This is a genomic window from Pseudomonas sp. 1L-C-7-B-C1 (assembly GCF_057291635.1).
Genome location: NZ_JBXAWH010000013.1, coordinates 65530 through 86547, shown reverse-complemented (window position 1 = coordinate 86547; position 21018 = coordinate 65530). Strand labels below are relative to the sequence as shown.

Genomic DNA, 21018 nt, shown 5'->3' with positions numbered 1-21018 from the left:
ATTCGAGCAAAGGCGGATCAGGTCTTGTTGTGCTCATTGGTGTAGCGGCCGCTCAGCACCCAGCCACACTCCAACAAGGTTTCGATCCAGTCCTCGTACGAGTCGTCCACGTCCAGCAAGTTCATGAACTGATCTTCGATATGGCACCGAAAGGTCTGCTCCTCTACGTTCCACTCCACATCCCGAATCCGCCAGACGCGCTGCATCGGCAACTGAATGTTCAATCCATGGAAGGGGACGAACGGCAGTTCCACTTCGTAAAGCAGCTTGGACCATTCAGACGAAATCTCCGGGGTCTGGTGGGTCCAGACGTACTTGATCAATCGGACTTTGTGCACGGTTGGGCCTTCTATCGTGTTTCTGATGGCGGGTCGCTGTCCTGACGCAGACGCGAGGGCCCGTTGGATGGGTATACGTTACTCGATGGGGGCGGGATGGGGGAGGGGGCGCTCTGAATCTTAGGGCGCCATTTGAACCTGACGGTTTGGTTCGCTCCGGGTGGCAGCCGTTTAGGAGCGATCCTGGTGAATGACTATGTTTAGCCCTTCTTCCTTATCTGGGGCTTGGAAGTAGCTGGTGATCAAATCGAATTCAGCGTCAGTTGCTGCGAAGTCATGCTCGCCGCGCTCGTTTCTAAGGTGCAGCCGGGCTCGGCAAGTGTCGTCGTCGACGTCGAGGAAGTGAAGGCTGTGAGAGGCTTGGGCGGTATCCGCCAGACTCCGTAACCAGTGGCGGTCTCCGGGAGTGTTGGCGGGGAAATCGAGAACCACATTGATCCCGGCCTTTAGCATGTCGATGACCAAGGGGCCTAGGACATCTCGGAGTCTTCTTGAGAGCGTTACGTAGTCGGCGACCGAGTGGATCTGGCCTGGGTAGAGTCTTGAGAGCCAATGGTCTTCGGTCAATAGGATCGCTGCTTGCTCAGTTTTTAGAGCGTTCGCCAGCGTAGATTTTCCGGATGCAATCTTTCCGCACATGAGATGCAGTGTAGGTTTGGCCATTTCAACCTCCTTGTCTGGGTCACAACGACGCCCATGGGTATGCCGGCGCTGGCGCCTGATGTCAGGCGTGGAGATTAACGATAACTGCTTCGGTGGCGCGGTTGATATCGGGAGCGCTCTACAAGGCCTGCAAAACTTCGCCTTCCCACGCGCCTCGCCGTCTGCGGGCCATAACCAGACAATCCCCCGCACCGGCCGCGCTCACGACGAGTTCTCCATCAGGCGACCAGAACGCGCTTCGACCTGCGCAGGCCCATCCTCCAGAGACGCCGCCGTGGTTGGCCATCAATACCCCAAAAGCATGTTGCCGCGCGTAGCCCTGTAGCAAGCCACTGTCATGGTCATAGCCGTTGTCGCTGATCAAGACGCTGGCGGCGTAGACACCGGCGCCTTCCTGCGCCGCAGCCTGTGCGTGACTGGCGTGACTGAAATCCGCGCAGACTGACAGCGCAATCTGCCCGGCATCGACGGTCACCAACGGGCCGCCTTGTCCCGGAGTGAAGACGACCTCTTCGCCCGGATGGAGGTGCTGCTTGGTGTAGGTGATCTGTGAGCCGTCAGCGCAAAAAACCAGTGCGCCGATGAAGACTGCTTCCGCCCCCGGCTGGCGTAGGGGCGCGCCGACCACAGTGGTCATCCCTGACTGTTTTGCCAGGTCCCGAAGCGGCTCCAGCAGTTGGGGGTCAGCGTTAAGGGCAAGATTGCTGGCGAGCGAAGGCTCGTAACCGGTCAAAGAAAGCTCCGGGAACAAGAGAAATTTAGCGCCGTGATGGGCGGCAAGTCGCATGACCTGAGCATGTCGGTCAAGATTGGCGTTGAGGTCGCCTGCCACTGAGCAATATTGGGCGGCACACAGGTCGAGGTCAGTCATAAGGTTTCCCGGCGTGAATGGGCCTTAGTAAAACACGGACTGCGCCGGTTTCGGCGGGCAACCCAACGCCATGCTCGAAACCCCAACGCGCCTGTGTTCAGGCGCGCGGGTGCGCGGCTTTATCCATGCTTGACCAAGTTCAGGCCTGGAAGCGGACCGCCTGGAAATTGCGCAGGTAGTCCTTGTTCAAGGCTGCCCAGGTCGACGCCATGAAAGCCCAGCTCATCAATGAGGCTCCCGACGCGCTGTTTGCTTGGGCCGTGCTCGCCCGAATAAAACAGCACGCGCTTTCCACCCTCAGCCGAAGGATGTGCGAGCAGCGCGGGCGTAAGGTGATTGAACGCCTTCACCAGATGTGCGCCTGGCAGCATCTGCGCGACAACCTGCGATGATGGCTTGCCGCCGAGGTCAAAGGCTTTGAACAATGGTGCTTCGATCGGATTGGTTGCGTCGATCACGATTCGACCATCCCAAGGCCCGACATTTTGAACCGCATCCGCAATCTTTGACCAGTTCACGGCGAGGAACACAATCTCCGCTTGACCGGCCTCCCGGACGTTTACAGCCTTGGCCAGTGGTCCGAGTTCAGCGGTAAGAGACGCGAGGGTTTGGGGGCCGCGACTGTTGGCGATGCTGACAGGCACGCCTGCGTTGACTAACAGCCGGGCGATAGCGGTGCCGATGGCCCCTGCTCCAATAATGCTGATGTTCATGGCAATCCCCCTTAGGCAGTGAAGCCGCCGTCGACCATTAATTCCGCCCCTGTTACGAACCCGGCGTCCGGGCTGGCCAGATACGCAACAGCGCCCGCGACGTCCTTGCCCTCGCCATACCGCCCAACGGCGATGTTCGGTCGAACAAAGTCAGCCACTGCGCCGTCGGCCGGGTTCATATCGCTGTCCGTCGGGCCAGGGTGCACAGTGTTGACCGTAATGCCTCGTGGGCCCAGATCCCTCACCAGCCCACGACTGAAGCCGGTCAGCGCACCTTTGGTTAGCGTGTAGGCAGATGCAGTGCCGAAGGCGGCGTGTTGCACCATCGAGCTCCCGATGTGGATTACTCGCCCGCCTTGACCCATGTGTTTGAGCGCTTGCTGAGTGGCGACAAAAACACCGGTCACGTTAACCGCGAGGATTCGCTCGAAGTCTTCGAACGCAATGTCCTCCGGTGCGCCAAGAACACTGATGCCCGCGTTGTTGACCAGAATGTCGATACGCCCAAAGCGTTGCGCGACGTCGTCGATGGCGGCCCGAACTGCCTGAGGATCGCCAGCGTCAGCCGCTAATGCGATGGCCTGGCCGCCGGACGCAATGATGTCGTTCACCACGGTGCTGGCGCGGTCCGGCGACGCGTTATAGGTGATGGCTACGGTGGCACCGTCTGCGGCCAGACGTTTGGCAATGGCCGCGCCGATGCTGCGTGAGCCACCGGTAACGACAGCGATTTTGCCAGAGAGGGGAAGAGTGGAAATGTTCATGTGTTGAGCCTCGATCAGTGAGTTGATGAGGCTATGAGACGCTTTTCAGCTGTTCGCCAGTAGTAGGTAATCGCTAGAATTACTTTCAACGAATGCTTGAAGGTTTAGACATGGAAACGATGGGTAATTTGCTGTCATTTGTGCGTAGCGCCGAGACCGGCAGTTTCTCCGCCGCTGCCCGTCGTCTGGGGCTAACCCCGGCTGCAGTCAGCCGCAACGTTGCCCAGCTGGAAGCCAACCTTGGCGTGAGATTGTTCCAGCGCAGCACGCGCAAGCTCACGTTGACCGAGGCGGGCGAGCGCTTCCTGAGCAATGTGGGGTCAGGTCTTGAAAGTGTTCAGGCTGCGATTGAAGACTTAGCCGGAAATGCTGGCCGGCCTTCGGGCGTCCTGCGGATCACCGCCGCCCCAGGATTCGGCAGGGATTTTCTGCTGCCCCTGATGCCTGAATTCCTGAAGCAGTACCCCGATGTGGTGCCCGAGTGGAGCCTGGAGAACCGTCAGGTGGACCTCGTTGCCGAAGGATTTGATGCCGCCATCGGCGGAGGGATCGAGCTGGCGCAGGGACTTGTCGCGAGAAACATAGCGCCCGCCCACCTGGTGCTCGTCGCGTCCCCCGAGTACTTGTCTGCCAAAAGAAGTGTTCGCCGACCAGAAGACTTGGCGACGCTGGCTCATCTCGCCATGCGTTCGGTGCAGACCGGCAAGATAAGAAGCTGGACGCTTCAGGGGCCTGAAGATGCGCAGATGCCATTGGAGTTGAAACCCCGGCTGTTGGCCAACGACCCCCAAGCTTTGTGTCAATGTGCGCGTCTGGGATTGGGCATCGCGTTGCTGGCTGTACCCGATGTGTTGCCTTACCTTGAGAATGGCAGCCTGGAACGGGTTCTGCCCGAGTGGTACGTGGATGCGGGGCAGATTTACCTGTACTTCTCCAGTCAGAAATTACTGCCTGCGAAAACGAGGGCGTTTGTGGATTTCCTGGTCCAGCACGCCCAGGCGCAACGATGGACTACGCGGCTCGATGCCCGGGAAGGGCGCTGAACCGCTCCGAATTTGCCAGCCGCCTAGATGTTGCGCAGCATCTCCCAGAACGACGCGCCCACGCCGGTGATGCTCTCACCAGCGATCAGGCCCGCAGCCGCAGTGATCGCAAAGCGCTCGGTGATGCGCGGCCATCCGCGGCTGACCAGCCAGGTCAGCACTGCTCCAAGACCCATCATCACCGAGGTGGAGGCCGGCAACACGAAGGCCAGCCCCAGCGCAGCGGTACTGGGTAACCAGCGGGCCGCGCGTTCCGGCAGCAGGCTGTCCAGTGCCCCGAGCAGCACGCCAAACCCGCTGCCGATTACGATCGCCCACCGCACCTCGGGTGACAGCGACGCAAGCCCGTGGGTCAGTGTTTGCGCCACTGCCTTCCAGGTTGCAACAGCCGGTGCCGGCCATTCCTCAGTGAGCAGCATCGTCTGTGGGTCCGGGATCAGCGCCAGATACACCAGAACGCCGACTACGCTGCCAATCGAAATGCCGATGCATTGGGCAATGAGCTGTTTATGCGGCGTTGCGCCAATCCCGAGGCCCACCTTGAAGTCGTTCATCAGATCAGTGGACTGGCCGGCAGCGCCGCCAGCCGTGTTGGCGCTCATCAGATTGATCGCTACCTGGCCGGGAGCAATCAAACCGAAGCTCAACTGCGACAGCTTGCCGATGGCGCCAATCGGCGCAATGCCGGTGGCGCCCACGACTCGCGCCGCGACCACGGCCAGGCAAATACCCAAGGGAATACTGAGCAGTGCCATCCACAGGTCAATCTCAAACAACTGCACCTGCAGCAACACAACCAGAGTGACCGCGAATAACATGCCCAGCGCGGGTATGGGCGAGAAGCGCACTTTGGCGCGCGGATACGGGTCAGCCGGCGTGCGCTTCGGCACTTGAAAGACCCGCACCGCCAATGACGTCAGGGTCGCGCACACCATCAAACTCACGCCCGGCCACAACAGCCATTCCACCAGCTTGGCAAATTGAGGACCGCTGGCATTCGGGGCGAGCACCACCAGCGCGTGGTCGATGAGAAACGGCGCCAGCCCGCCCCATGCCAGCGCTGCGCCGAGCATCAGCGTCAGGCCCACGCGTATGCCGATGATGCCGCCGAAGCCGATGAGCAACAGCGAAGGGTCCAACGTGAACGTCAGACGTTCCAGCCCGGGATTGGGAGCCCAGCGCGGGATTGCCCAGACAAACTCGTCGATCCACTTCAACCCGCCGGACAGCAACGCGGCCGCAGACAGCACCTTGATCCGCGCCACCGCTTCTTTGCCGTGATGGTAAATGTGCTGCAGCGTTTCGAGCGTCGCCATGCCCTCGGGGAATGTAAGGCCGTGGTCGTTCAGCAGGGTAGGGCGCAGATACCATGCGATCCAGACGCCCAGAAAGCTCACGGAAAATACCCACGCCATCATCGGCAATGGGTCCAGTTGATGCCCCGTCAGCAGCGTATACGCGGGAATCGGCGCAACCAAACCGCCGGAGATAATCGAGGCCGCCGCTGAGGCTACCGTCTGGTTGATATTGCTTTCGTGCAGGGACCACGAGGGGCCGTCCTGGCGGTTTCTGGCCAGGCCCTGCCACACGCCAAAGCCGATCAGCAAAGCGATGATCGACATGTTGAAGGACCAGCCGATCTTCAGCCCGGCGTAAACATTCGACGGCGTCAGCAAAACACCCAGCACCGCGCCAGTGAGCACCGCACGCGCACTCAGCTCACGCTGCGCACGAGGAGGAGGCAGGGTTGAAAGAGCAGGGTTTTCCATGACAGATCCTTCTTGGCGATCGCAAGAGTGACATCTGCACAACTGAGCCCCGACACCGCCGAAGGTTCACCGCCGCCCTTACGCCAGACGCTTTCACGCCTGCCTACCACGCACGGAACGCCGGAGATTTTCGGCGGATTTACTGCGCTGGCGGATCCAGCAAGACCCACAGCCGGACGATCTTGCCGTCGACGACTTCGGCCACATCCGCGCCCGTTACAACCACCGGACCTTCCTTCGGTCCCGCATGCCAGCGCAGGTAAGCCATCCCGTGATGCCCCACCGCCACGCCCTGGGCGACGAAGGAAAAGTCGGGACCGAACTGCTCAAGCAGTGCGCCTGCAACGTCGGAGATAGCGGCCTGTCCGGTGACGACGCCTTCTGGCTCGTACATCGTGGGTTCAGCGGAGAATAACTGTTGGATGGCAGCGATGCGTTTATTGGCATCTCGCTCGTTGAACACCTGTTCCAGATTCGCGCGCAGGAGTGCGTTGAAGTCCGGGGCCGGTCGGGGTGATGGAGCATTGTTTGGCTGAGGCATGGTAAGTCTCTCGTTCAGGGGTGCGGAAGAGACTAGACGCTAAAGAGGGGGCAGGCTTGGTGAGGAGCGGAGCAAATTGAGGTTGCCTGATGGATGTTTGCTAAACCGCTCAAACAAAAAAGGCCCACCTTTCGGTGAGCCTTTTTGCTAAATCTGGTGCCGGCACCAGGAGTCGAACCCGGGACCTACTGATTACAAGTCCAAAAAGGTCGCCCGGGCAGCACGGGTCACGGCCAGGCCCCCTATTTTCTGGGGAATATACGTGGAATAGGTGGCGAATATGTTTTCGCAGTGTGGACGTTTTGTGGACGCTTCAGAGTGAGCACTCACGTCGGTTACCGGATCACTGCGTTTATCAGAGGTCGTCGCTGGTATTGATGCGGCTTCCATACCTCAGACGATTTTGCTCAATTCTTTGCAAGTGATTTTGTAGGCCTTGCCGGGGATTATAGTGTTCTGGCCACTCTGGTGCAGGGATGCTATACAGCGCGCACAGAGACTCAATCTGTCCTATGGCTTTCAGGCCAAAAACAGACAGTTTTTCCGCCCGGGCAACGTAGTATTCCTCGAAATCTGGCGGGCTCGCGTACTCCGATTCCCATGACAACGACTCTTCGATTGCGACAAGCCGATTTGGCATCGACATGATGTCGTACATGATTTGCGTGGGAAGAGCACGATAATCGCCACCCTCAGGAAGGGCAAACTGTGGGTTGGGCACGGTGCTCACAGTAAGTCCATGCCTGTCCGTGGTAAGTGGGTCGTTAACCGCTGAATAGCAGTCGCCGACCAATTTATCCAGCGCAAGCACTAGTCGTATGCCGAGATGCTGAGCTTCCGTCATCTGTTTTTTTTGAGAGAACCGAGACTCTTTGATCCAGCCTAGGACAAACACAAGCAGCTGGCCGCTGATCGCTATGAGTCCACCTAGCGCTACTTTGCCTATATCCGATGCAAAAAACTCCAGCACATTGCCTCCTTGCTTCACTGTTGATTTGTGAATTGGCTACGACGCCGAACACGCCTATTTTCAAGGCTTTTGAGCGATTTCCATCATATTGCAGCTGGAGTTGGCGGGCCTCTTTTCTCGCGCGCTGCTGGAAAAAAATGACATAAACCGGTGTTTTTTCGTGGCGGCTGCCTGTAATGCCTGGCTTTGTCTGCTTGAAAGCAGCTGAGAAGTTTTCCCATGCCGACGTACGCACTCCTCATTACTTCGCAAAGTCTGTCAATTCGTGAAAAGCTTTGACCTCGCCTCAACGCCCTATACTGCCTGGGGGAGGTAGGGGTTTACACAGGGCTCGACTTTGCAAAAAAAACGAACGCAAACCCCGCCGGCGGGAGGGGGATAAGTGATTTTTCCGGAAGTTTTTTATTCCAAGTGCGGTTTTACCAGGCGTCGTCGTTCTGGGTCATAGGATCGATCAGCTGAGGTCCGTGGTTTCGCATGTCGCCTACAGCCATGCTTAGTGTGCACCCAAGTGAAGTCATCGGCTGGCTGGACGATCTCAACGCGGCTGGTCGGCGCGACGTTGTAGCGCTCGATGGGCCATAGGTAGCAGCCATTAATCACTAACTGCTCTGGCGCAAGCTTCTTCAGGTAGTGGTCCATCGGCGCGTAGACCGAGCAGCGTCCGCACATGCTGTCACCCGTCGAAATTTCCCACGTACAACATTGACCAAAGGCGAGTCAGAACGTTAACTGTATATGCGTACAGTTAATCCATCCATCGTAAGGCTTGCATCATGAGCGTCAACATCATCGGCCCGCTTTCGGCAGTCGGGGAGAGGCTGCCCCTTTACTCGTTCCTCGTGCCGGCGGGGTTTCCGTCGCCTGCAGCAGACCACATCGAAAAGCACATCTCCCTCGATGATCTGTTCGACATCCGCGCCCCGCATACGTACCTGGTCAAGATCGAAGGCGACAGCATGCAAGGGGCGGGGATCTTCTCCGGCGACCTAGTGATCGTGGACCGTAGCCTCGACGCAACTCATGGCGATATCGTGATCGCCGCCATCAACTCCGAACCTGTGTGCAAGCGCCTGTATAGGAGAAAGAACGATGTGATCCTGATGTCAGAGAACCCGAAGTATCCGCCGCGCTACGTGATGGAGGGCGACGAGTTGGTGATCTGGGGTGTCGTGAAATACAGCGTTCGCGATCATGACAAAGGATGAATCCGTTTTTGCGCTACTCGACCGCAACAGCCTTTACGTCAGATGCAAGCGCGAGTTCGATCCCAATAGCAGCGTAAAGTGCCTGTGCGGATAGTGACATCTGATATAAAGAGCGCCTCAATAAGAACTGAGTCTCATATAAAGAGAGTTAAATATGGCGAAAAAAAGTAAAACGCGATTTACCTATATGTACGACGGTGCGCGTTATGAGATTTTATCAGTTTGTGAAGATGGAGAGGGTGGGCTCTCTATTTATATAAAGCCGGACCAGAGGTTTGTGGACCTCACCACGCTTGAGGAAGAAGGAGTCAAAGAGGATCGGTTTTCAGTGCATGCAAGCTCTAAATCATCCGGTACTCTCATAAAGAAATCTATCGTGTATGAGAGTGGAAAAAAAGCAACGCTTGCTCAATTTATTCATAGTTCGAAAGAGATTCTTGTAGCTCCAGTATATGTAAAGTGCCACGCAAAGCCCACTATCCACCAGCTTTGTAAGCCTAAGGGCAAAGACGAACTAATAAGCGCAGGCGAATTTGGCTTGACTGACATGGCTACATTAGTGGTTGCTGTATTTGTAACAACTAGCAAGCAGTCCCTTCCATCATTTGATGGTTACACGAAGATTGAAAAGGCATTCTCAAACTATCGCGTATGGGTTTATACAAGCTACTTAAATGTCGGCGCACTAAATGATTCGGCAACTATCAGCCTAGGAACATCGCCACTGCAAATAGATGGGGTAATGGTTAATCCGTTTACGCCTGCACCCAAAGCATCGATCAACATTGATGACCTTGAAGCCACCATCCTAATGTACAAGCAGTGGTGTGCGGTCCACCTTATTACCGCACTAATTGATCGTGGAAAACTTCCTCAGGAATTTGAAAAAGTGCCATTGTGGTTCCATCCTAGTCCTCAGGACCTAAGTTTAGGGAGGAGAGAACGTGGCGAGCCTGTAATTGTAATGCCGGGGCATTTAATGTAGACCACTATTCGCCGGAAACCGTAATCGGCCAAGGCTGCTTGAAAAACCTCTTCGAGCGCGGAGGCGATCAAAAACTGACCTCCAAGCTGAGCTTGTACACGAAATTCGGTCGGTGGGGAGGCGGGACGTTACGATCTGCGAGCGCTCCAAGCGAGCCAGCGTGGGCTATGCTACGGGACCTGACGAGGCAGAGCTATACAACGGAAATTAATCAGCTATGGTGGCATCAGAGCCAATCGACAGCGGTACTTTTGGCGACGTATTTCGGGTAACTATAGCTGCCCGGTGGAGTTGGATCTTTGCAAAGGATGGAAAAGCATGGCTAGCGTAAATATTGTAGATATTTTCAACGGGTTGACCGTCCCTAAAGAGACCTATATCCCGCAAGAAAATGGGCGCTTCGAAAATCAGCTAAAGCGCGGGATAGTTGAAAAAGGGACACTTTGCTTAATTACTGGCTCATCTAAAACTGGAAAAACCTCCCTGTATGGGAAAGTTCTAAAAGCCATTGGAAAAGAGCCGTTAAGGGTGAGATGTAGTGATTCGCTTAAAGCAGACGAGTTCTGGGCGTATCCTCTTGAAAATCTTGATTTTTCGCGGTTAAAAGCTGTCGAAGATGGCTCTACTTTGACTGTCTCCGGGTCCGCAGCTTTGAGCGGTGCGATAGGTTGGGAGTGGCTTGCAAAGTTGACCGGGTCAATGACTGTGAGCGCCTCAAAGGCAAGTACAGATAAAGAGATTAAAGAAAATATTCTTAGTAAACCCTCGCCTTCTCACCTCATTCCCCTGCTCAAAAACTCGAATGCAGTTCTTGTTGTTGAAGATTTTCATTATCTAACAGCGGCTGTCCAGCGTGAAATCTTCCAGCAATGGAAAATTTTCACTGATAACGAGGTTTCCGTTCTTGTTGTTGGTACGACTCACCATGGGGTAGATCTCGCAACCGCAAATCCTGATCTAATCGGTCGTATTAGCCACATAGATATTGGTCGTTGGTCCGACGACGATTTGCAACGTATTGCAAAAAAAGGACTTCATAAGCTTAATGTACTCAAGGCAGATACTATCAGTCGCCTTTTGGCCAAGGAGAGTGCTGGACTTCCGATCCTAGTTCAGCAGGCGTGCGCTCAGATGTTTTACGATAGAGGGATTGATGAGCACGATACTGCTCAGTCCATTACTTTTTCAGATCATGCGGTTCAGACTGCCCTTCATAATGTAGCGATAACTCGATACGCCCATTTCGAAGCTTGGTATAACAAGCTGATATTCGGGCCGCGAAAACGAGCCAGGCGTTATGATACATATGAAATTATTCTTGCGCTTTTTACTCAGGATCCTCCGACCTTTAGCTTGCCTAGACACGAAATTGACCATCGCCTCAAGTCTGCTCCTATCCCTCAAGACAAGAAGCCGCCAGCAGCTTCTATCAAAAGCACTTTAGCGGCACTCGATAACTTCCAAAAAACACACAATTTTGAACTGTTAGAGTGGAGCAAGTCTGATAACACTGTGTATATCGTAGTTCCCAGCTTTTTGTTCTATCTCCGTTGGCGTGAACCTAAGCCCTCCGAAACAATGGCCAGCGTACTAGATCTAATCATGAACGCATGGATGGCGCAAAAATTTAAAATAGGTATAGCTGGAGATCTGGCCAAGCTGGAACTAAAACGCTCGATAAAAGGCACGCAATGATTACTCAATAGACAATGGGTTTCAAAGCTGCGTTTAAAGATGCTGCAGTGGCGCCGTCAGCTATAAAAGCAGCTGCCGTCGCCGGTGCGGGACTCGGCCCATGCACATGTGCCGCGATCTGCTGAGCCATCCGCTCAACCAGATCCAAGGTGTCACACAAGACCTGCAGCACGTTCACGCTCTCAGACCCCACCCACGTCTTGATCGCCACACTCCGGCGCTCGCCGAGCACGCGCTCCTGCAGCTCACCCAGCGTCGCACTGAGCTTCTGAGCCACGACCAGGTTCATATCACGCGCAGTGGCGACGTTCATGTCACCAACGCACGCAGAGTTCATCCCGCCCCCTGACAACAGGTGAATCGCGCCGACGGCGGCGACAGACTTCACGCCGCCGATCGTCTCGCTCGAATGGTCCGCCACTGCCTGGGAATGGCTACCGAACCGCTCGCTGTTTTCCAAGGAGCTGATCTCACGATCCATCGAGCTGTCGGTGATCTTCGCGTGCGTCTGCCGCGACCAGCTGCCTTCCACGTCCACCCGCTGCTGACTGGTCGCGCTGTGTTGCCAGATTGAGTCCCCTTTCGGGACGTTGGGCAGGCTGATGCCGTGGGGCAGGATCGCGGAGATAAAGGGCTTGTTGGGCAGGCCATAGCCGAAGCACAGCACCACCTTCGTGCCTTCACCAGGGAAAGCATAAAAGCCCATCTCGTCGCCGCCCGTGGGCAGCGGAAGCGGGACGCTGTACAGCGTCGGGATGTCCGGATCTGGCTCGTCGTCGGGGCCGAGTACTTCGATATCGGCGGCAAAGCGCGGGCGGAAGTCGTCGCACATGCCGGCATCGGCCGGCGCGTCGGAGACGGCGAGGATGCGAGCAAAGCGCGGGACGTGATACCCGCCGGCAATTTCTGGAAACTCGCGCTCTACGCTGCGGCGGATGGCACTGTCCATTTGATCCCCATTGATTGGTCTGAAAGAGAGACGCTGGTGATGCGCCGGCCGTCGTTGAACGTGGCGCCCGGGCGAATGCCTGGTAAGGCCGCGATCGTCGCGCTTTGATTGCCCTGGTACCCGTCGAAGAGCTCAACCGGCAATTGCACGGCGGGTCGTTGCCCAAAAAAACTGTCCGCCCAGCTACCCACGAAGATCTCCCCGTTGCCCTGCTGATGCCAGATGTAGTCGGGGATGTTGAACACGCGGCTCATGCTGTCGAGGGCGAGGTAGCCCGTTGAAAGGTTGTAGAAATAAGGCGTCTTGCTGCGAGCGTACGATTGGTCAGGATGCCGAAAGCTGAGCCCGGTCTGCTCGCTGATCTCGCTTAATACGGCCCTCAGGTCGACGTGTCGTAGATTAAGGGGCAATCGTTGAGCCAGCACCGCGCTCATCTCGCGGCAGTACAAGACCTGCTGAGTACCGCTTGAAGGCGTGCTGCGCTCAACGTAGCCGATGAAGTGTCGCTGAAGGGCGCGTTCGTTGTAGCCGATATCGAGGGTCACCAAACCTTTAAGTGGCGCCTCTGAAAGCACTATGAATATGGCGCGGCCCGGGCTCTTGAGATCCAGCCGCACGTCATCGGTGACGAGATTTACCGGCGCCTGGTCCACCGTCAGAACCTTGTTCAGCTTCATGCCGGCTTACTCCAGCCACTTGTCAATTTTGGAGAGCGCCTTTTCGAAGCCAGTAAGGCCCGGGGTCGCCGGCGCTTCAGGAGTCTCACCAATCACCGCGCCGGGTGCGCTCTGCGCCTTGACGGGGCCGGCCGGGCGTCTGCCCTCGACCTTTTCCGGATTGGATTGCCGCTCGCTCAGGGTGAACTGGATCTGCCACTGGCTCAGCGAGTCGTGTTCCCTGACGCTTACGCCGTCGCTGAACTCGACCTGGCGCACACCGAAAGCATCGGCGGTGTCGTTGACGACGCGGTACAGGTGAAGCTGCCCACCGCTGGAAGTGGCCTCCGCCAGCCGCATCAGCTCGCGTAATTGCTCGGGCAGGTTGAACGGAATGGTCATCGTCACGGCCAGTGTTTTTGGCTTAAAACCCTTGTGGGCCTTCTCGGTGTTGCTCGTCTGCCCTGAGAGATCCCCGCTCTCGATGCGCAGGTTGGCAACGACCTTCAGATTTTTGCCTTGGATCTTCTGGCCATCAAGCAGCAGCGTCATAGGCCAATCAGCTCCTGCACGAAACTCAACCCGTCCAGGTTGCCGACGAGCAACACGCCGGCGCACAAAACCCACTCATGGCCAGGCTGCTCGCCGGCCAGCAGCTGGCGCTGCAGATCTGTGCCCGGGCCGATGAGTCGAGCCCGCATGTTCGCGTCCGGGACGCTGTTCATCAGCGACGCCTTGAGGTCAGCCAGTTGGCGATCGCGATCCAGCTGCTGCGCGGCCTTTTGCGCAGAAAGCTTTGCAAGTTCATCCAGGGGAGAACTGTCGGCATAGCTCTCAAGCATCGACAGTTGCCCGGACATCGACTGTTTGGCGGCTTTGAGCAAAGTGCAGCTGGCCAGCGGAAGGGCCTGCCAAGGTGGGGTGGTGCTGGCGACCGGGATCTCCGTCTTTTCTTCCTCGAGCTTGTGAAGGTAACGAGCCCGTCGCTCGGCGCGTTCAAGCTCGCGCATGGGCATCAGCGCGTTGAAGCGACCGAGCGCGTCGGCGAACTGATCCAGCCGCGTGGCCAGAAACAGAATGGAGAGCGCGTATTGCTCACCTGCAGGGCGTGTTGCACGATCCATGTGTCCCAGCTTGCGAGCCATCTGCTCCAGCAAATTTGGCGCGGATAGGAATCGGGAATAGCCGGTGCCTTGTCCTATCCCGCTTTGATACGGGGTCAGCACGACACAACTTGGGGCCTGTCCCAGCTGGCGCGCCAGTGCTTCGCGCCCAATCTCTACCCCCTGCTTGGCAGCAGCGCCAACGGGGCCGGGGTTTGTCGTCACCAGACCTTCCAGCGCTTTCAAGCGCTCCGCCGAGCTGGCCATCTCACCGTTGGCCAGCGCCTTGGCCTCGTCGAGCCCCGACATCCAGGCGGTGGATTTTTCCGGCCAGCGCATCGTCACCGGCGCCCAGCTCATGCCGGCGCTACCCAGTCGATGGCCTTCAGCGCCGAGATGCTGTTTTGCGACCGGGCGGCCTCTAAGTTGGTCTTGAGCGCATCCGCCTGCAGCAGCGCGGCGTGTTTGAATCGCACCAGGTCTTCACCAACTTCGCGCAATTGCTCGGCGGTATGCGCTCGGAATGCTTTAACTCCTGCCTCGTCGTAGCAGGCGAAGTCACCACCGTTACCGCACAGGATCATTCCGGTCAGGTTGATCTGATCGTCCAGCTCGCTGGCGTACGTGAACACCCAACCCAGCGCCTGGGAAGTAAAGCCGGATTCGATGTAGCGGCTGCATTCACGGTTGATCAAGGCGAGGCGATCGGCGTACAGGTTCGCCAGGATGGTAGGCACATCGTCCACCCAATCCCCATTTTTCCAGACTTGGCCTTCTGCCGGTTTTTTCAGCGTGTAGCCAGAGGGCACCGGGCGATGACCGTCGAGCTCCAGCGGTTCGCCCGTCACAATGCTGTAAGCCGTAACGCCGTCGAGGTAGTCGATCAATTCCCAGGCTTTGCCATTCCACCGGGCTGCCTTGTGCTCGGGCGCATCGGGTGGGGCAAGTTCCACGCACCCGCCGGGGATTAGGTATACCTCGGGTTCAAGTGGCGACAGATCGGCCTCGACGGTACCAACGTACAGCCCGAATGCGTTGGTTTGAAATACGGTTTTGGTTGTCATGGGCAGGCTCAATATTTGATACAGCAGAGGAAGGCGATGTTGCGGGGCCGGGTCTCAGCTCCGCCGGCTGCATGCACGCGGATAACGTGGCTGTGGCTACCAGCGCCGTGAATGCCGATGTTGTGCGCGTGGTTTCCGGCTTCGCCGATGCCTACGTTGTGAGCGTGCTCACCTGCATAGCCGAGTTGGGCCGGGTTAATGACTAGACCCTCGTCTATCCCTTGCGTAGCGCCCATGGTCAGGAGATTTTGATTGCCGCTCATATCAGCAGCAATTGGGTGCGTATGGTTGCCCTGGACATCGGTCCAGGCAGCGTGTGTATGGATGCCCTGCGCATCAGACCAGGCAGCGTGCGCGTGGTCGCCCACTGGATCCGCCGAAGCGGCGTGATCATGCGACGCCGTCATGTGGCCTTGTTCAGTTCCGAACACTCGGCCCGGGTCAACGCCGCGACCGTCGTCCCAAGCCCTGATGAAATCCCCTCGCGCGTCCGGGACGTTGAAGGTGGTTGAGCCATCGCCCGGCCCATAGGTGGTGCCTATCCGGTTGAACAGCGCGGCGTAGGTGGTACGCGACAGCGCAGCGAAGTTGCACTTGATCCAACCAGGTGGCGGGCTGGTCATGGCAAAGAAACTGATCATCCCTGTCATGGGATCGAGCACTTTGGCGGCCATCCGAGTCAGCGCGGCGGTTGTGGCCAGGATCTCGCTGCTGTTGCTGTCGGGATCGTCGCTCTTTGCGTTGGGGAGCTGATCGAGCCCGACGTCCGCTTTCGTAGTCGCCCGTGCTCGCAGATGCTCATAGTCCCCATTCTGTGCCGCCCAGAAATCCACGAGTGGCCCTACGATCGGTCGCGTAGTTCGCAGGTCGGTGATTTTGTTGGTGGACTCGATGGAGGCGATGGGCACGCAATAATGGGCACGGCCGGCAGTGTCGACGTAGTCCTCGTGTGACCCGCTATAGGCCATTTCGAAGCTGGCCACGACGTCGCTACCTTCGCGGTGCAGGCAAACATCAATCCACACTTTGCTTGGCACTGCCGTGGGGTTGAGGACTAAGGGCTGCCCAGTCTCAAGCCGGACGCCCTCGATGTACGCCCTGCCCGGGGCGAGCGAATAGCCGCCCCCAGATTGAACAACCTTCATCGCATTGCCAAAGAAGCAGGCTCGGCCGAACAGATCCCGGTTGCTCAGCCGCTCTCGCTCATCAATGCCTGCCAGGCGCACCGTGAAGTCGTGCTGCCAGGTGCTGGCCTCAATGGTGATGCGCGTCAGTTCCTGTGCTCCGTCGAACGCCACCAGAAAGTTGCGTGTGATGTTGTTGCCCAATTGCAGGGGCTCGACGTTCTTGCGCTTCTGCTGCAGCGGCACATAGGAGACCGCGAACAGCTCACCGTCGGCATCCTCTAGCCCGACATAGTTGAAGTCCCAGTCGCCAATGTTCGAACCGAGTTGGGCGCTATAGACCACCTGATTGGGCGTGACGAAGCCCGCGTTGTCCTGGGGCATGTCGTAGACATAGGCGATATGTTCCTGGGCCGGTTTGCCGGCGGCACGATCTACCGGCGCCGCCGGGTCCAGGCCCGGCACATTGGCGAAAATAAACCGGTTGATGATGAGAGGCTTTTCCTCGCCCTGTTTGCGGGCGATCTGCGCCTCTCCCGCCAAGGTGATGCTGGCGCTCATTCATGCTCCTTTAGGGTGGCGATCAACGTCTGTTGATCGTCGTTGAAGTCCACCAGCACGGCTCGCGCCGCGACCGGTGTGATGGTCACAAACTCATACCGGCGGCAGGTTCGGCCGTACTGCTGCACCAGGACGCGCAACAGTTCGGGGTTGAGGGAAAGCTGTGCATTGCTGAACTTGAGCTGGATAACGTCCCAGTCGCGCTCCGGCTGTCGTTCCTCGATCTCGACGTACCCGACGCCCAACCGCACGAAGATGCGCTTCATGCCGGCAGTGCTGCCGGCGTCGACCGAGTTGATGAACGCGTACCGCACTCGAGTCCGGAACAGTGCCTCCGGCTCGCCGGTGAAGCGCGTCACGTCACGCTGCCAGGCCCACAGCTCCAATACGCTGGGATGGCATGTTTCGGGATCAAGCTGGTGATAGGGCCAGTCCAGCCAGCCGCTGACCGCCGCCCACCAGGACTGCGCCGCCGCTCGGAGTTTCGAAAGCTCGGCGCCTGCCAGCCAGAAAGGAAGCTTCAGCCTGATCATGCGGGCACTACCTTCAGGCTTTCGATCCGGGGGATGTCGAGCCCTGAGATGATGTCCGGACTGTCGATGTGCAGTGACTGGATTTGCGGGAATTGCCCGTGCAGCTCCTCCATCAAACGGCTGAAGCTGAAACGTGATTGCGGGTAGGTGAGCGTCGGCTGATAGTCGCGCGGGGTGCTCTCGCGGAAGGCGGCGCGCACGTACAACTCAATCTCGCCGATCAGAGCCTCGACGCCTGGCTTGTCGAGGTGGGGGTCAGGCCAGACCTGTACCTCAAACGTTACCTGCACCTCTGGCATCAGAAACGCCAACAGGTCGTCGCCGTGGCCATGGTTGCCTAGGTCGCGAATGTGCTCATTGATCTGCACCAGGTAGCCCTCTGCCGGCACGCCGGCGTCGAACAACACAAAGGCGTTCGCGCTGCCCGGGCCACGGGGCGCGCCATGCTCGAAGTACACGCCGTCCGGCCGCACGCCTGGGAAGGCCGAGATCATGGCGCGGTATACCGCGTCGGTGTGCCATTGGTTGACGGCGGAGAACTGGTTGCGCACCCGCAGGCGCAACTGATCATTGGGCTCCGGATCTGCGCCTGGCGACTGCAGCCAGCCGTCCGCGTTGGCGACCTGCACGATTCCCGCTATGGGCACGGGCAGAATCGCGTAGTAACCCGGGGCCAGGTTGTAACCGCTGCCCGGTTCTACAGCCTGAACCGGCACCTCGGCCTGCAGTTGCCCGTCGAGGAAGCGCGCATTGGCAGTGGTAATCAGCTTGTACACGTTGCCGTTGATCGCAGGGCTCTGAATCACGATGCCGGCATCAAGCTCAAGCACGCCTTCTGCAGCCGCTCGCGTGAACAGCACCGCGCCGACGGCTCGGGTGGCGCCCTTGCGCTCGACGTTCACGGCCCAGGCCAGCATGTCCAGCCAGGCATCAACGGCGGTCTTCACAAAGAAGTTGGGTAGGATGCTGACGCACAGGTAATCCAGCAGCCAAAGCACAGGCTTGGTCACCAGTGCGGTGATGACGCGCCAAAAAGGAGAGTAGCTGCTAGTGTTGGCCACCTTCGCGCCCTGGGCTGCGACCTCCTTTTCCCAAGCGGTTTTCAGGCCTGCTTCGGTGGTCGGGATGCCGGCATTGGCCATGACTGCCTTGAAGTCGACATCACTCACAGGCTTATCTCCACGGCGCCGAACTTCAGCGTTTTCGCGGTGACCAGGTACACGCCAGATTCAAGCGTCCTGATCTTTGCCGTGCCCGGTACCAGACGCTCATCGGCTTCCACCAGCAATTCGAGCTGCTGGATGCAGTCGCGCTGACGCAGACGATCGCGCTCGGCCACCAGCGTCACCAGCAGGCCGCTGTCGCGGATCATGTGCGCAATGTCCTGAGCAATGCAGCCGCGGTCATCGATGAGCCTGGGTTGATGGGACGGATCCAGCGCCAGGTCGTTGTGCTCAATCAGCAGGTCGACGTATTCGCTCATCCGCCCACCGCCATCGCCATCATGCTTTCCATCTCCAACGGGCTCATGGCCTTGCCGGTATGAATATTCACGTTCTCCACATGGGTGCCCTTGTTCTGGCTGGTGCTGTTGTTCTGGATTTTGGTCAGCAGCCCGCCTGCCGGCACCGCCGAAGGGCGGGCCGGTGACAGGCTGGGGATTGCTGAATTGAGGGTTTGCCGGGCGTTCTCGCCGGCGTTTGCGTTGTCGAGCCCTTGGGTCGCAGCGTCCAGCCCGGGCACGTCAGGCATGCCGCCAAATCGCGCTTCGATGTTGACGCCCGGAATGCTGTTGATCATCTCGATAAGGCTGTTGATCGCGACGTAAAAGACGCTGACGATGCTGTCCCAGGCGCCTTTCGCCATGGCGGACCAGCCGCCCATGGAGTTGAACCAGTCAGAAAGCGCTTGCAGCTTGGCGCTCACCCAGGCGAACCCTTCACTGTTCAACAGCGCCGAGGTCCACTCGTCCCAGTAGTACACCGCCGCGACCACGATCGCGATCAGCGCGACAATGCCAATGATGATCCACACCACCGGATTGGCCAGCATCGCGGCGTTGACGAGCCAGATCGCACCCTGCCAGAGCAGCATGCCGGTGCGCACCAGCACCATCCAGGTGTACATCACAGCGAGGCTCGCGATGAAGAGTACGACCATGGCGGTGTGGTAGAGGAACATCGCGACGCTGCGCATGCCGGCCATGTGCAGCAGCTTCCAGACCGTGAGCAGTCCCAATTTCGTCATACGTGCAACGCCGACAGTCAAAGTAAGCAGCGACAGCGCCGCCACGATGCCCATGATGGTTAGCGTGGCGATACCGATGATGCGGGTGATATTGGGAAACAGCTGGATCCAGCGAAGCAGGGAGGCCCCGCACCCGGCAAGTCCTTCCATGATCGGGTTGAGCACGGGCAACAGCGTCATGCCGAACGCAATCCGCACCGCCTGTATCGCGCTGCCGAACCTCTCCCAAGGATCGGCGATGGCCTGGGCCATTTTCTCGGCCTGCTCTAGGCCCTTGACCTTGCCCAGTTTGTCGATGCCGGCGGCCAGGTCATTGGTCTTGGGAAGCAACTGGGAGATCAGGCCCATTGCTTCCTTGCCGCCAAATGCTCTGCTGATCTGGTCGGCCTCAGCCGCATCCAGCTCGCCGTATTTGCCCTTCAGCTTGCCCAGGATATCCAGCATTGGCAGCAGCCGACCCTGACTGTCGGTGAACGACAGCCCCAGCTTCTGCTGCGCGCCGTAGGCTCCGGCCAAAAACGCCTTGTATTTGGTGCCTGCCTCGCCGCCGCTCATGGTCGCCTGCAGCGTTCCGAGGATCGCGATCTGCTCGGCGGCGTTAACGCCTGCCGAGGTCGCGCTTGCGCCCAGGGCGGTGAAAGCGTTGCTCATGCCTTGGCCCGTGGTTTTGTACATCTGCACGGCGGTCGCGGTTTGCCCGGTGAGCTGCTCGACCCAAGCGGCTTTGCCCATCGCATCGGCCTGATCCTGAAAGATCCCGTACATGGTGCCGACGTAATTGGTGATCGTGCTGGCATCGGCTTTGGTGGCCTTGGCCAGCAGGTTCGATGACGCGGTGAAGGTTGCCAACTGACTGCCAGTGAGCCCCGCGATCGCGCTCTGAATGTCGTAGGCCGATCTGACGAACGCCGTGGCGTTCTCGCCGTAAGCGATGCTGAACTCCAGAGACTTTTTGCTCAGCAGATCCAGCCCTTCGGCGGCCACACCCAGACTCTGAACCTCGCCCAGCGCGGCATTCTGTTCGAGCGCCGGCGCCATGGCGGACTTGAGGGCATAGGCGCTGCCGACCAAGCCACCGATCCCAAGGCCCATCGTGCGTGTGTGCTTTTCGCTTTGGTTGGCCAAGTCGGAAAAGCCCATCTTCACCTTGGCCAGTGGCGCGGTGATCCGGTCGGTCATGCTCAAAATGAAAGCCAGGCTTGCGCTGCGATCTGCCACTGC

At 58.3% G+C, this 21018-nt stretch carries 22 protein-coding genes; 4 read left to right on the top strand and 18 right to left on the bottom strand.

Translation table 11 applies throughout. The features are described 5' to 3' along the window. Nucleotides 1-17: 17 nt before the first annotated feature. From AC0Z8Z_RS19910 to AC0Z8Z_RS19890, 5 genes are all read right to left on the bottom strand, one after another. Nucleotides 18-338, bottom strand: coding sequence for a hypothetical protein (locus tag AC0Z8Z_RS19910; RefSeq protein ID WP_037016364.1), 321 nt, complete (start codon nt 336-338; stop codon nt 18-20). 171 nt (nt 339-509) lie between these two features. Beyond that, entirely contained in the window at nt 510-1001 is a 492-nt protein-coding gene (locus AC0Z8Z_RS19905; RefSeq protein ID WP_485620257.1) for a P-loop nucleotide/nucleoside kinase family protein, read from the bottom strand. Nucleotides 1002-1119: 118 nt separating this feature from the next. After that, complete coding sequence (locus AC0Z8Z_RS19900; protein WP_485620256.1) at nt 1120-1872, bottom strand: carbon-nitrogen hydrolase family protein; 753 nt, start codon at nt 1870-1872, stop codon at nt 1120-1122. A 119-nt stretch (nt 1873-1991) separates the two neighbouring features. Then, nucleotides 1992-2585, bottom strand: coding sequence for an NADPH-dependent F420 reductase (locus AC0Z8Z_RS19895; protein WP_485620255.1), 594 nt, complete (start codon nt 2583-2585; stop codon nt 1992-1994). A gap of 11 nt (nt 2586-2596) precedes the next feature. Then, the gene (locus tag AC0Z8Z_RS19890) at nt 2597-3349 is read right to left on the bottom strand and encodes a 3-oxoacyl-ACP reductase family protein (RefSeq protein ID WP_485620254.1); all 753 of its coding nucleotides are present in this window, start codon (nt 3347-3349) and stop codon (nt 2597-2599) included. A gap of 110 nt (nt 3350-3459) precedes the next feature. Between AC0Z8Z_RS19890 and AC0Z8Z_RS19885 the strand changes: the two genes are divergently transcribed. Then, complete coding sequence (locus AC0Z8Z_RS19885; RefSeq protein ID WP_485620253.1) at nt 3460-4392, top strand: LysR family transcriptional regulator; 933 nt, start codon at nt 3460-3462, stop codon at nt 4390-4392. 23 nt (nt 4393-4415) lie between these two features. Here AC0Z8Z_RS19885 and AC0Z8Z_RS19880 read toward each other — a convergent pair whose 3' ends face one another. From AC0Z8Z_RS19880 to AC0Z8Z_RS19870, 3 genes are all read right to left on the bottom strand, one after another. Next, nucleotides 4416-6161, bottom strand: coding sequence for an OPT family oligopeptide transporter (locus tag AC0Z8Z_RS19880; protein WP_485620252.1), 1746 nt, complete (start codon nt 6159-6161; stop codon nt 4416-4418). Between the two features lie 139 nt (nt 6162-6300). Then, nucleotides 6301-6702, bottom strand: coding sequence for a nuclear transport factor 2 family protein (locus AC0Z8Z_RS19875; RefSeq protein ID WP_172610369.1), 402 nt, complete (start codon nt 6700-6702; stop codon nt 6301-6303). A gap of 355 nt (nt 6703-7057) precedes the next feature. Continuing rightward, nucleotides 7058-7672 carry a hypothetical protein gene (locus AC0Z8Z_RS19870; RefSeq protein ID WP_485620251.1) on the bottom strand — a complete coding sequence of 205 codons (615 nt, stop codon included), beginning with the start codon at nt 7670-7672 and terminating at the stop codon, nt 7058-7060. Nucleotides 7673-8448: 776 nt separating this feature from the next. On the opposite strand from AC0Z8Z_RS19870, the gene AC0Z8Z_RS19865 reads away from it, so the two are divergent. The 3 genes from AC0Z8Z_RS19865 (at nt 8449) to AC0Z8Z_RS19855 (ending at nt 11560) form a co-directional block, all read left to right on the top strand. Beyond that, nucleotides 8449-8880, top strand: coding sequence for a LexA family protein (locus AC0Z8Z_RS19865; RefSeq protein ID WP_485620250.1), 432 nt, complete (start codon nt 8449-8451; stop codon nt 8878-8880). A gap of 154 nt (nt 8881-9034) precedes the next feature. Then, nucleotides 9035-9865 (top strand): hypothetical protein, encoded by an 831-nt coding sequence (locus tag AC0Z8Z_RS19860; RefSeq protein ID WP_485620249.1) that lies wholly within the window; start codon nt 9035-9037, stop codon nt 9863-9865. A gap of 318 nt (nt 9866-10183) precedes the next feature. Then, nucleotides 10184-11560, top strand: coding sequence for an AAA family ATPase (locus AC0Z8Z_RS19855; RefSeq protein WP_485620248.1), 1377 nt, complete (start codon nt 10184-10186; stop codon nt 11558-11560). Between the two features lie 4 nt (nt 11561-11564). Here the strand turns inward: AC0Z8Z_RS19855 and AC0Z8Z_RS19850 are convergent, their stop codons facing one another. The 10 genes from AC0Z8Z_RS19850 to AC0Z8Z_RS19805 are packed head-to-tail and all read right to left on the bottom strand — an operon-like array spanning nt 11565 to nt 21015. Further along, nucleotides 11565-12509 carry a hypothetical protein gene (locus AC0Z8Z_RS19850; protein WP_485620247.1) on the bottom strand — a complete coding sequence of 315 codons (945 nt, stop codon included), beginning with the start codon at nt 12507-12509 and terminating at the stop codon, nt 11565-11567. Beyond that, nucleotides 12482-13186, bottom strand: coding sequence for a hypothetical protein (locus tag AC0Z8Z_RS19845; protein WP_485620246.1), 705 nt, complete (start codon nt 13184-13186; stop codon nt 12482-12484). Before AC0Z8Z_RS19845 ends, AC0Z8Z_RS19850 begins: the two co-directional genes overlap by 28 nt. A 6-nt stretch (nt 13187-13192) precedes the next feature. Continuing rightward, on the bottom strand, nt 13193-13717 hold the full coding sequence (locus tag AC0Z8Z_RS19840) for a baseplate complex protein (protein WP_485620245.1): 525 nt from the start codon (nt 13715-13717) through the stop codon (nt 13193-13195). After that, the gene (locus tag AC0Z8Z_RS19835) at nt 13714-14628 is read right to left on the bottom strand and encodes a hypothetical protein (protein ID WP_485620244.1); all 915 of its coding nucleotides are present in this window, start codon (nt 14626-14628) and stop codon (nt 13714-13716) included. The genes AC0Z8Z_RS19840 and AC0Z8Z_RS19835 overlap by 4 nt, the downstream gene beginning before the upstream one ends. Then, entirely contained in the window at nt 14625-15332 is a 708-nt protein-coding gene (locus tag AC0Z8Z_RS19830) for a DUF4376 domain-containing protein (protein ID WP_205486359.1), read from the bottom strand. The genes AC0Z8Z_RS19835 and AC0Z8Z_RS19830 overlap by 4 nt, the downstream gene beginning before the upstream one ends. A gap of 8 nt (nt 15333-15340) precedes the next feature. Then, nucleotides 15341-17017, bottom strand: coding sequence for a phage tail-collar fiber domain-containing protein (locus AC0Z8Z_RS19825; RefSeq protein WP_485620243.1), 1677 nt, complete (start codon nt 17015-17017; stop codon nt 15341-15343). Then, the gene (locus AC0Z8Z_RS19820; RefSeq protein ID WP_485620242.1) at nt 17014-17550 is read right to left on the bottom strand and encodes a phage tail protein; all 537 of its coding nucleotides are present in this window, start codon (nt 17548-17550) and stop codon (nt 17014-17016) included. Before AC0Z8Z_RS19820 ends, AC0Z8Z_RS19825 begins: the two co-directional genes overlap by 4 nt. Beyond that, the gene (locus tag AC0Z8Z_RS19815; protein WP_485620241.1) at nt 17547-18719 is read right to left on the bottom strand and encodes a baseplate J/gp47 family protein; all 1173 of its coding nucleotides are present in this window, start codon (nt 18717-18719) and stop codon (nt 17547-17549) included. The genes AC0Z8Z_RS19820 and AC0Z8Z_RS19815 overlap by 4 nt, the downstream gene beginning before the upstream one ends. After that, on the bottom strand, nt 18716-19033 hold the full coding sequence (locus AC0Z8Z_RS19810; RefSeq protein ID WP_205486374.1) for a DUF2590 family protein: 318 nt from the start codon (nt 19031-19033) through the stop codon (nt 18716-18718). Before AC0Z8Z_RS19810 ends, AC0Z8Z_RS19815 begins: the two co-directional genes overlap by 4 nt. Further along, a complete protein-coding gene (locus AC0Z8Z_RS19805) occupies nt 19030-21015 on the bottom strand; it encodes a phage tail tape measure protein (RefSeq protein ID WP_485620240.1) in 1986 nt (661 codons plus the stop codon). Before AC0Z8Z_RS19805 ends, AC0Z8Z_RS19810 begins: the two co-directional genes overlap by 4 nt. Between the last annotated feature and the right edge of the window lie 3 nt (nt 21016-21018).

Excerpts from the sequence above, each read along its gene's own strand:
- AC0Z8Z_RS19905 (WP_485620257.1), bottom strand. The coding sequence starts at position 1,001 with ATGGCCAAACCTACACTGCATCTCATGTGCGGAAAGATTGCATCCGGA.
- AC0Z8Z_RS19900 (WP_485620256.1), bottom strand. The coding sequence starts at position 1,872 with ATGACTGACCTCGACCTGTGTGCCGCCCAATATTGCTCAGTGGCAGGC.
- AC0Z8Z_RS19895 (WP_485620255.1), bottom strand. The coding sequence starts at position 2,585 with ATGAACATCAGCATTATTGGAGCAGGGGCCATCGGCACCGCTATCGCC.
- AC0Z8Z_RS19890 (WP_485620254.1), bottom strand. The coding sequence starts at position 3,349 with ATGAACATTTCCACTCTTCCCCTCTCTGGCAAAATCGCTGTCGTTACC.
- AC0Z8Z_RS19885 (WP_485620253.1), top strand. The coding sequence starts at position 3,460 with ATGGAAACGATGGGTAATTTGCTGTCATTTGTGCGTAGCGCCGAGACC.
- AC0Z8Z_RS19880 (WP_485620252.1), bottom strand. The coding sequence starts at position 6,161 with ATGGAAAACCCTGCTCTTTCAACCCTGCCTCCTCCTCGTGCGCAGCGT.
- AC0Z8Z_RS19875 (WP_172610369.1), bottom strand. The coding sequence starts at position 6,702 with ATGCCTCAGCCAAACAATGCTCCATCACCCCGACCGGCCCCGGACTTC.
- AC0Z8Z_RS19865 (WP_485620250.1), top strand. The coding sequence starts at position 8,449 with ATGAGCGTCAACATCATCGGCCCGCTTTCGGCAGTCGGGGAGAGGCTG.
- AC0Z8Z_RS19860 (WP_485620249.1), top strand. The coding sequence starts at position 9,035 with ATGGCGAAAAAAAGTAAAACGCGATTTACCTATATGTACGACGGTGCG.
- AC0Z8Z_RS19855 (WP_485620248.1), top strand. The coding sequence starts at position 10,184 with ATGGCTAGCGTAAATATTGTAGATATTTTCAACGGGTTGACCGTCCCT.
- AC0Z8Z_RS19850 (WP_485620247.1), bottom strand. The coding sequence starts at position 12,509 with ATGGACAGTGCCATCCGCCGCAGCGTAGAGCGCGAGTTTCCAGAAATT.
- AC0Z8Z_RS19845 (WP_485620246.1), bottom strand. The coding sequence starts at position 13,186 with ATGAAGCTGAACAAGGTTCTGACGGTGGACCAGGCGCCGGTAAATCTC.
- AC0Z8Z_RS19840 (WP_485620245.1), bottom strand. The coding sequence starts at position 13,717 with ATGACGCTGCTGCTTGATGGCCAGAAGATCCAAGGCAAAAATCTGAAG.
- AC0Z8Z_RS19835 (WP_485620244.1), bottom strand. The coding sequence starts at position 14,628 with ATGAGCTGGGCGCCGGTGACGATGCGCTGGCCGGAAAAATCCACCGCC.
- AC0Z8Z_RS19830 (WP_205486359.1), bottom strand. The coding sequence starts at position 15,332 with ATGACAACCAAAACCGTATTTCAAACCAACGCATTCGGGCTGTACGTT.
- AC0Z8Z_RS19825 (WP_485620243.1), bottom strand. The coding sequence starts at position 17,017 with ATGAGCGCCAGCATCACCTTGGCGGGAGAGGCGCAGATCGCCCGCAAA.
- AC0Z8Z_RS19820 (WP_485620242.1), bottom strand. The coding sequence starts at position 17,550 with ATGATCAGGCTGAAGCTTCCTTTCTGGCTGGCAGGCGCCGAGCTTTCG.
- AC0Z8Z_RS19810 (WP_205486374.1), bottom strand. The coding sequence starts at position 19,033 with ATGAGCGAATACGTCGACCTGCTGATTGAGCACAACGACCTGGCGCTG.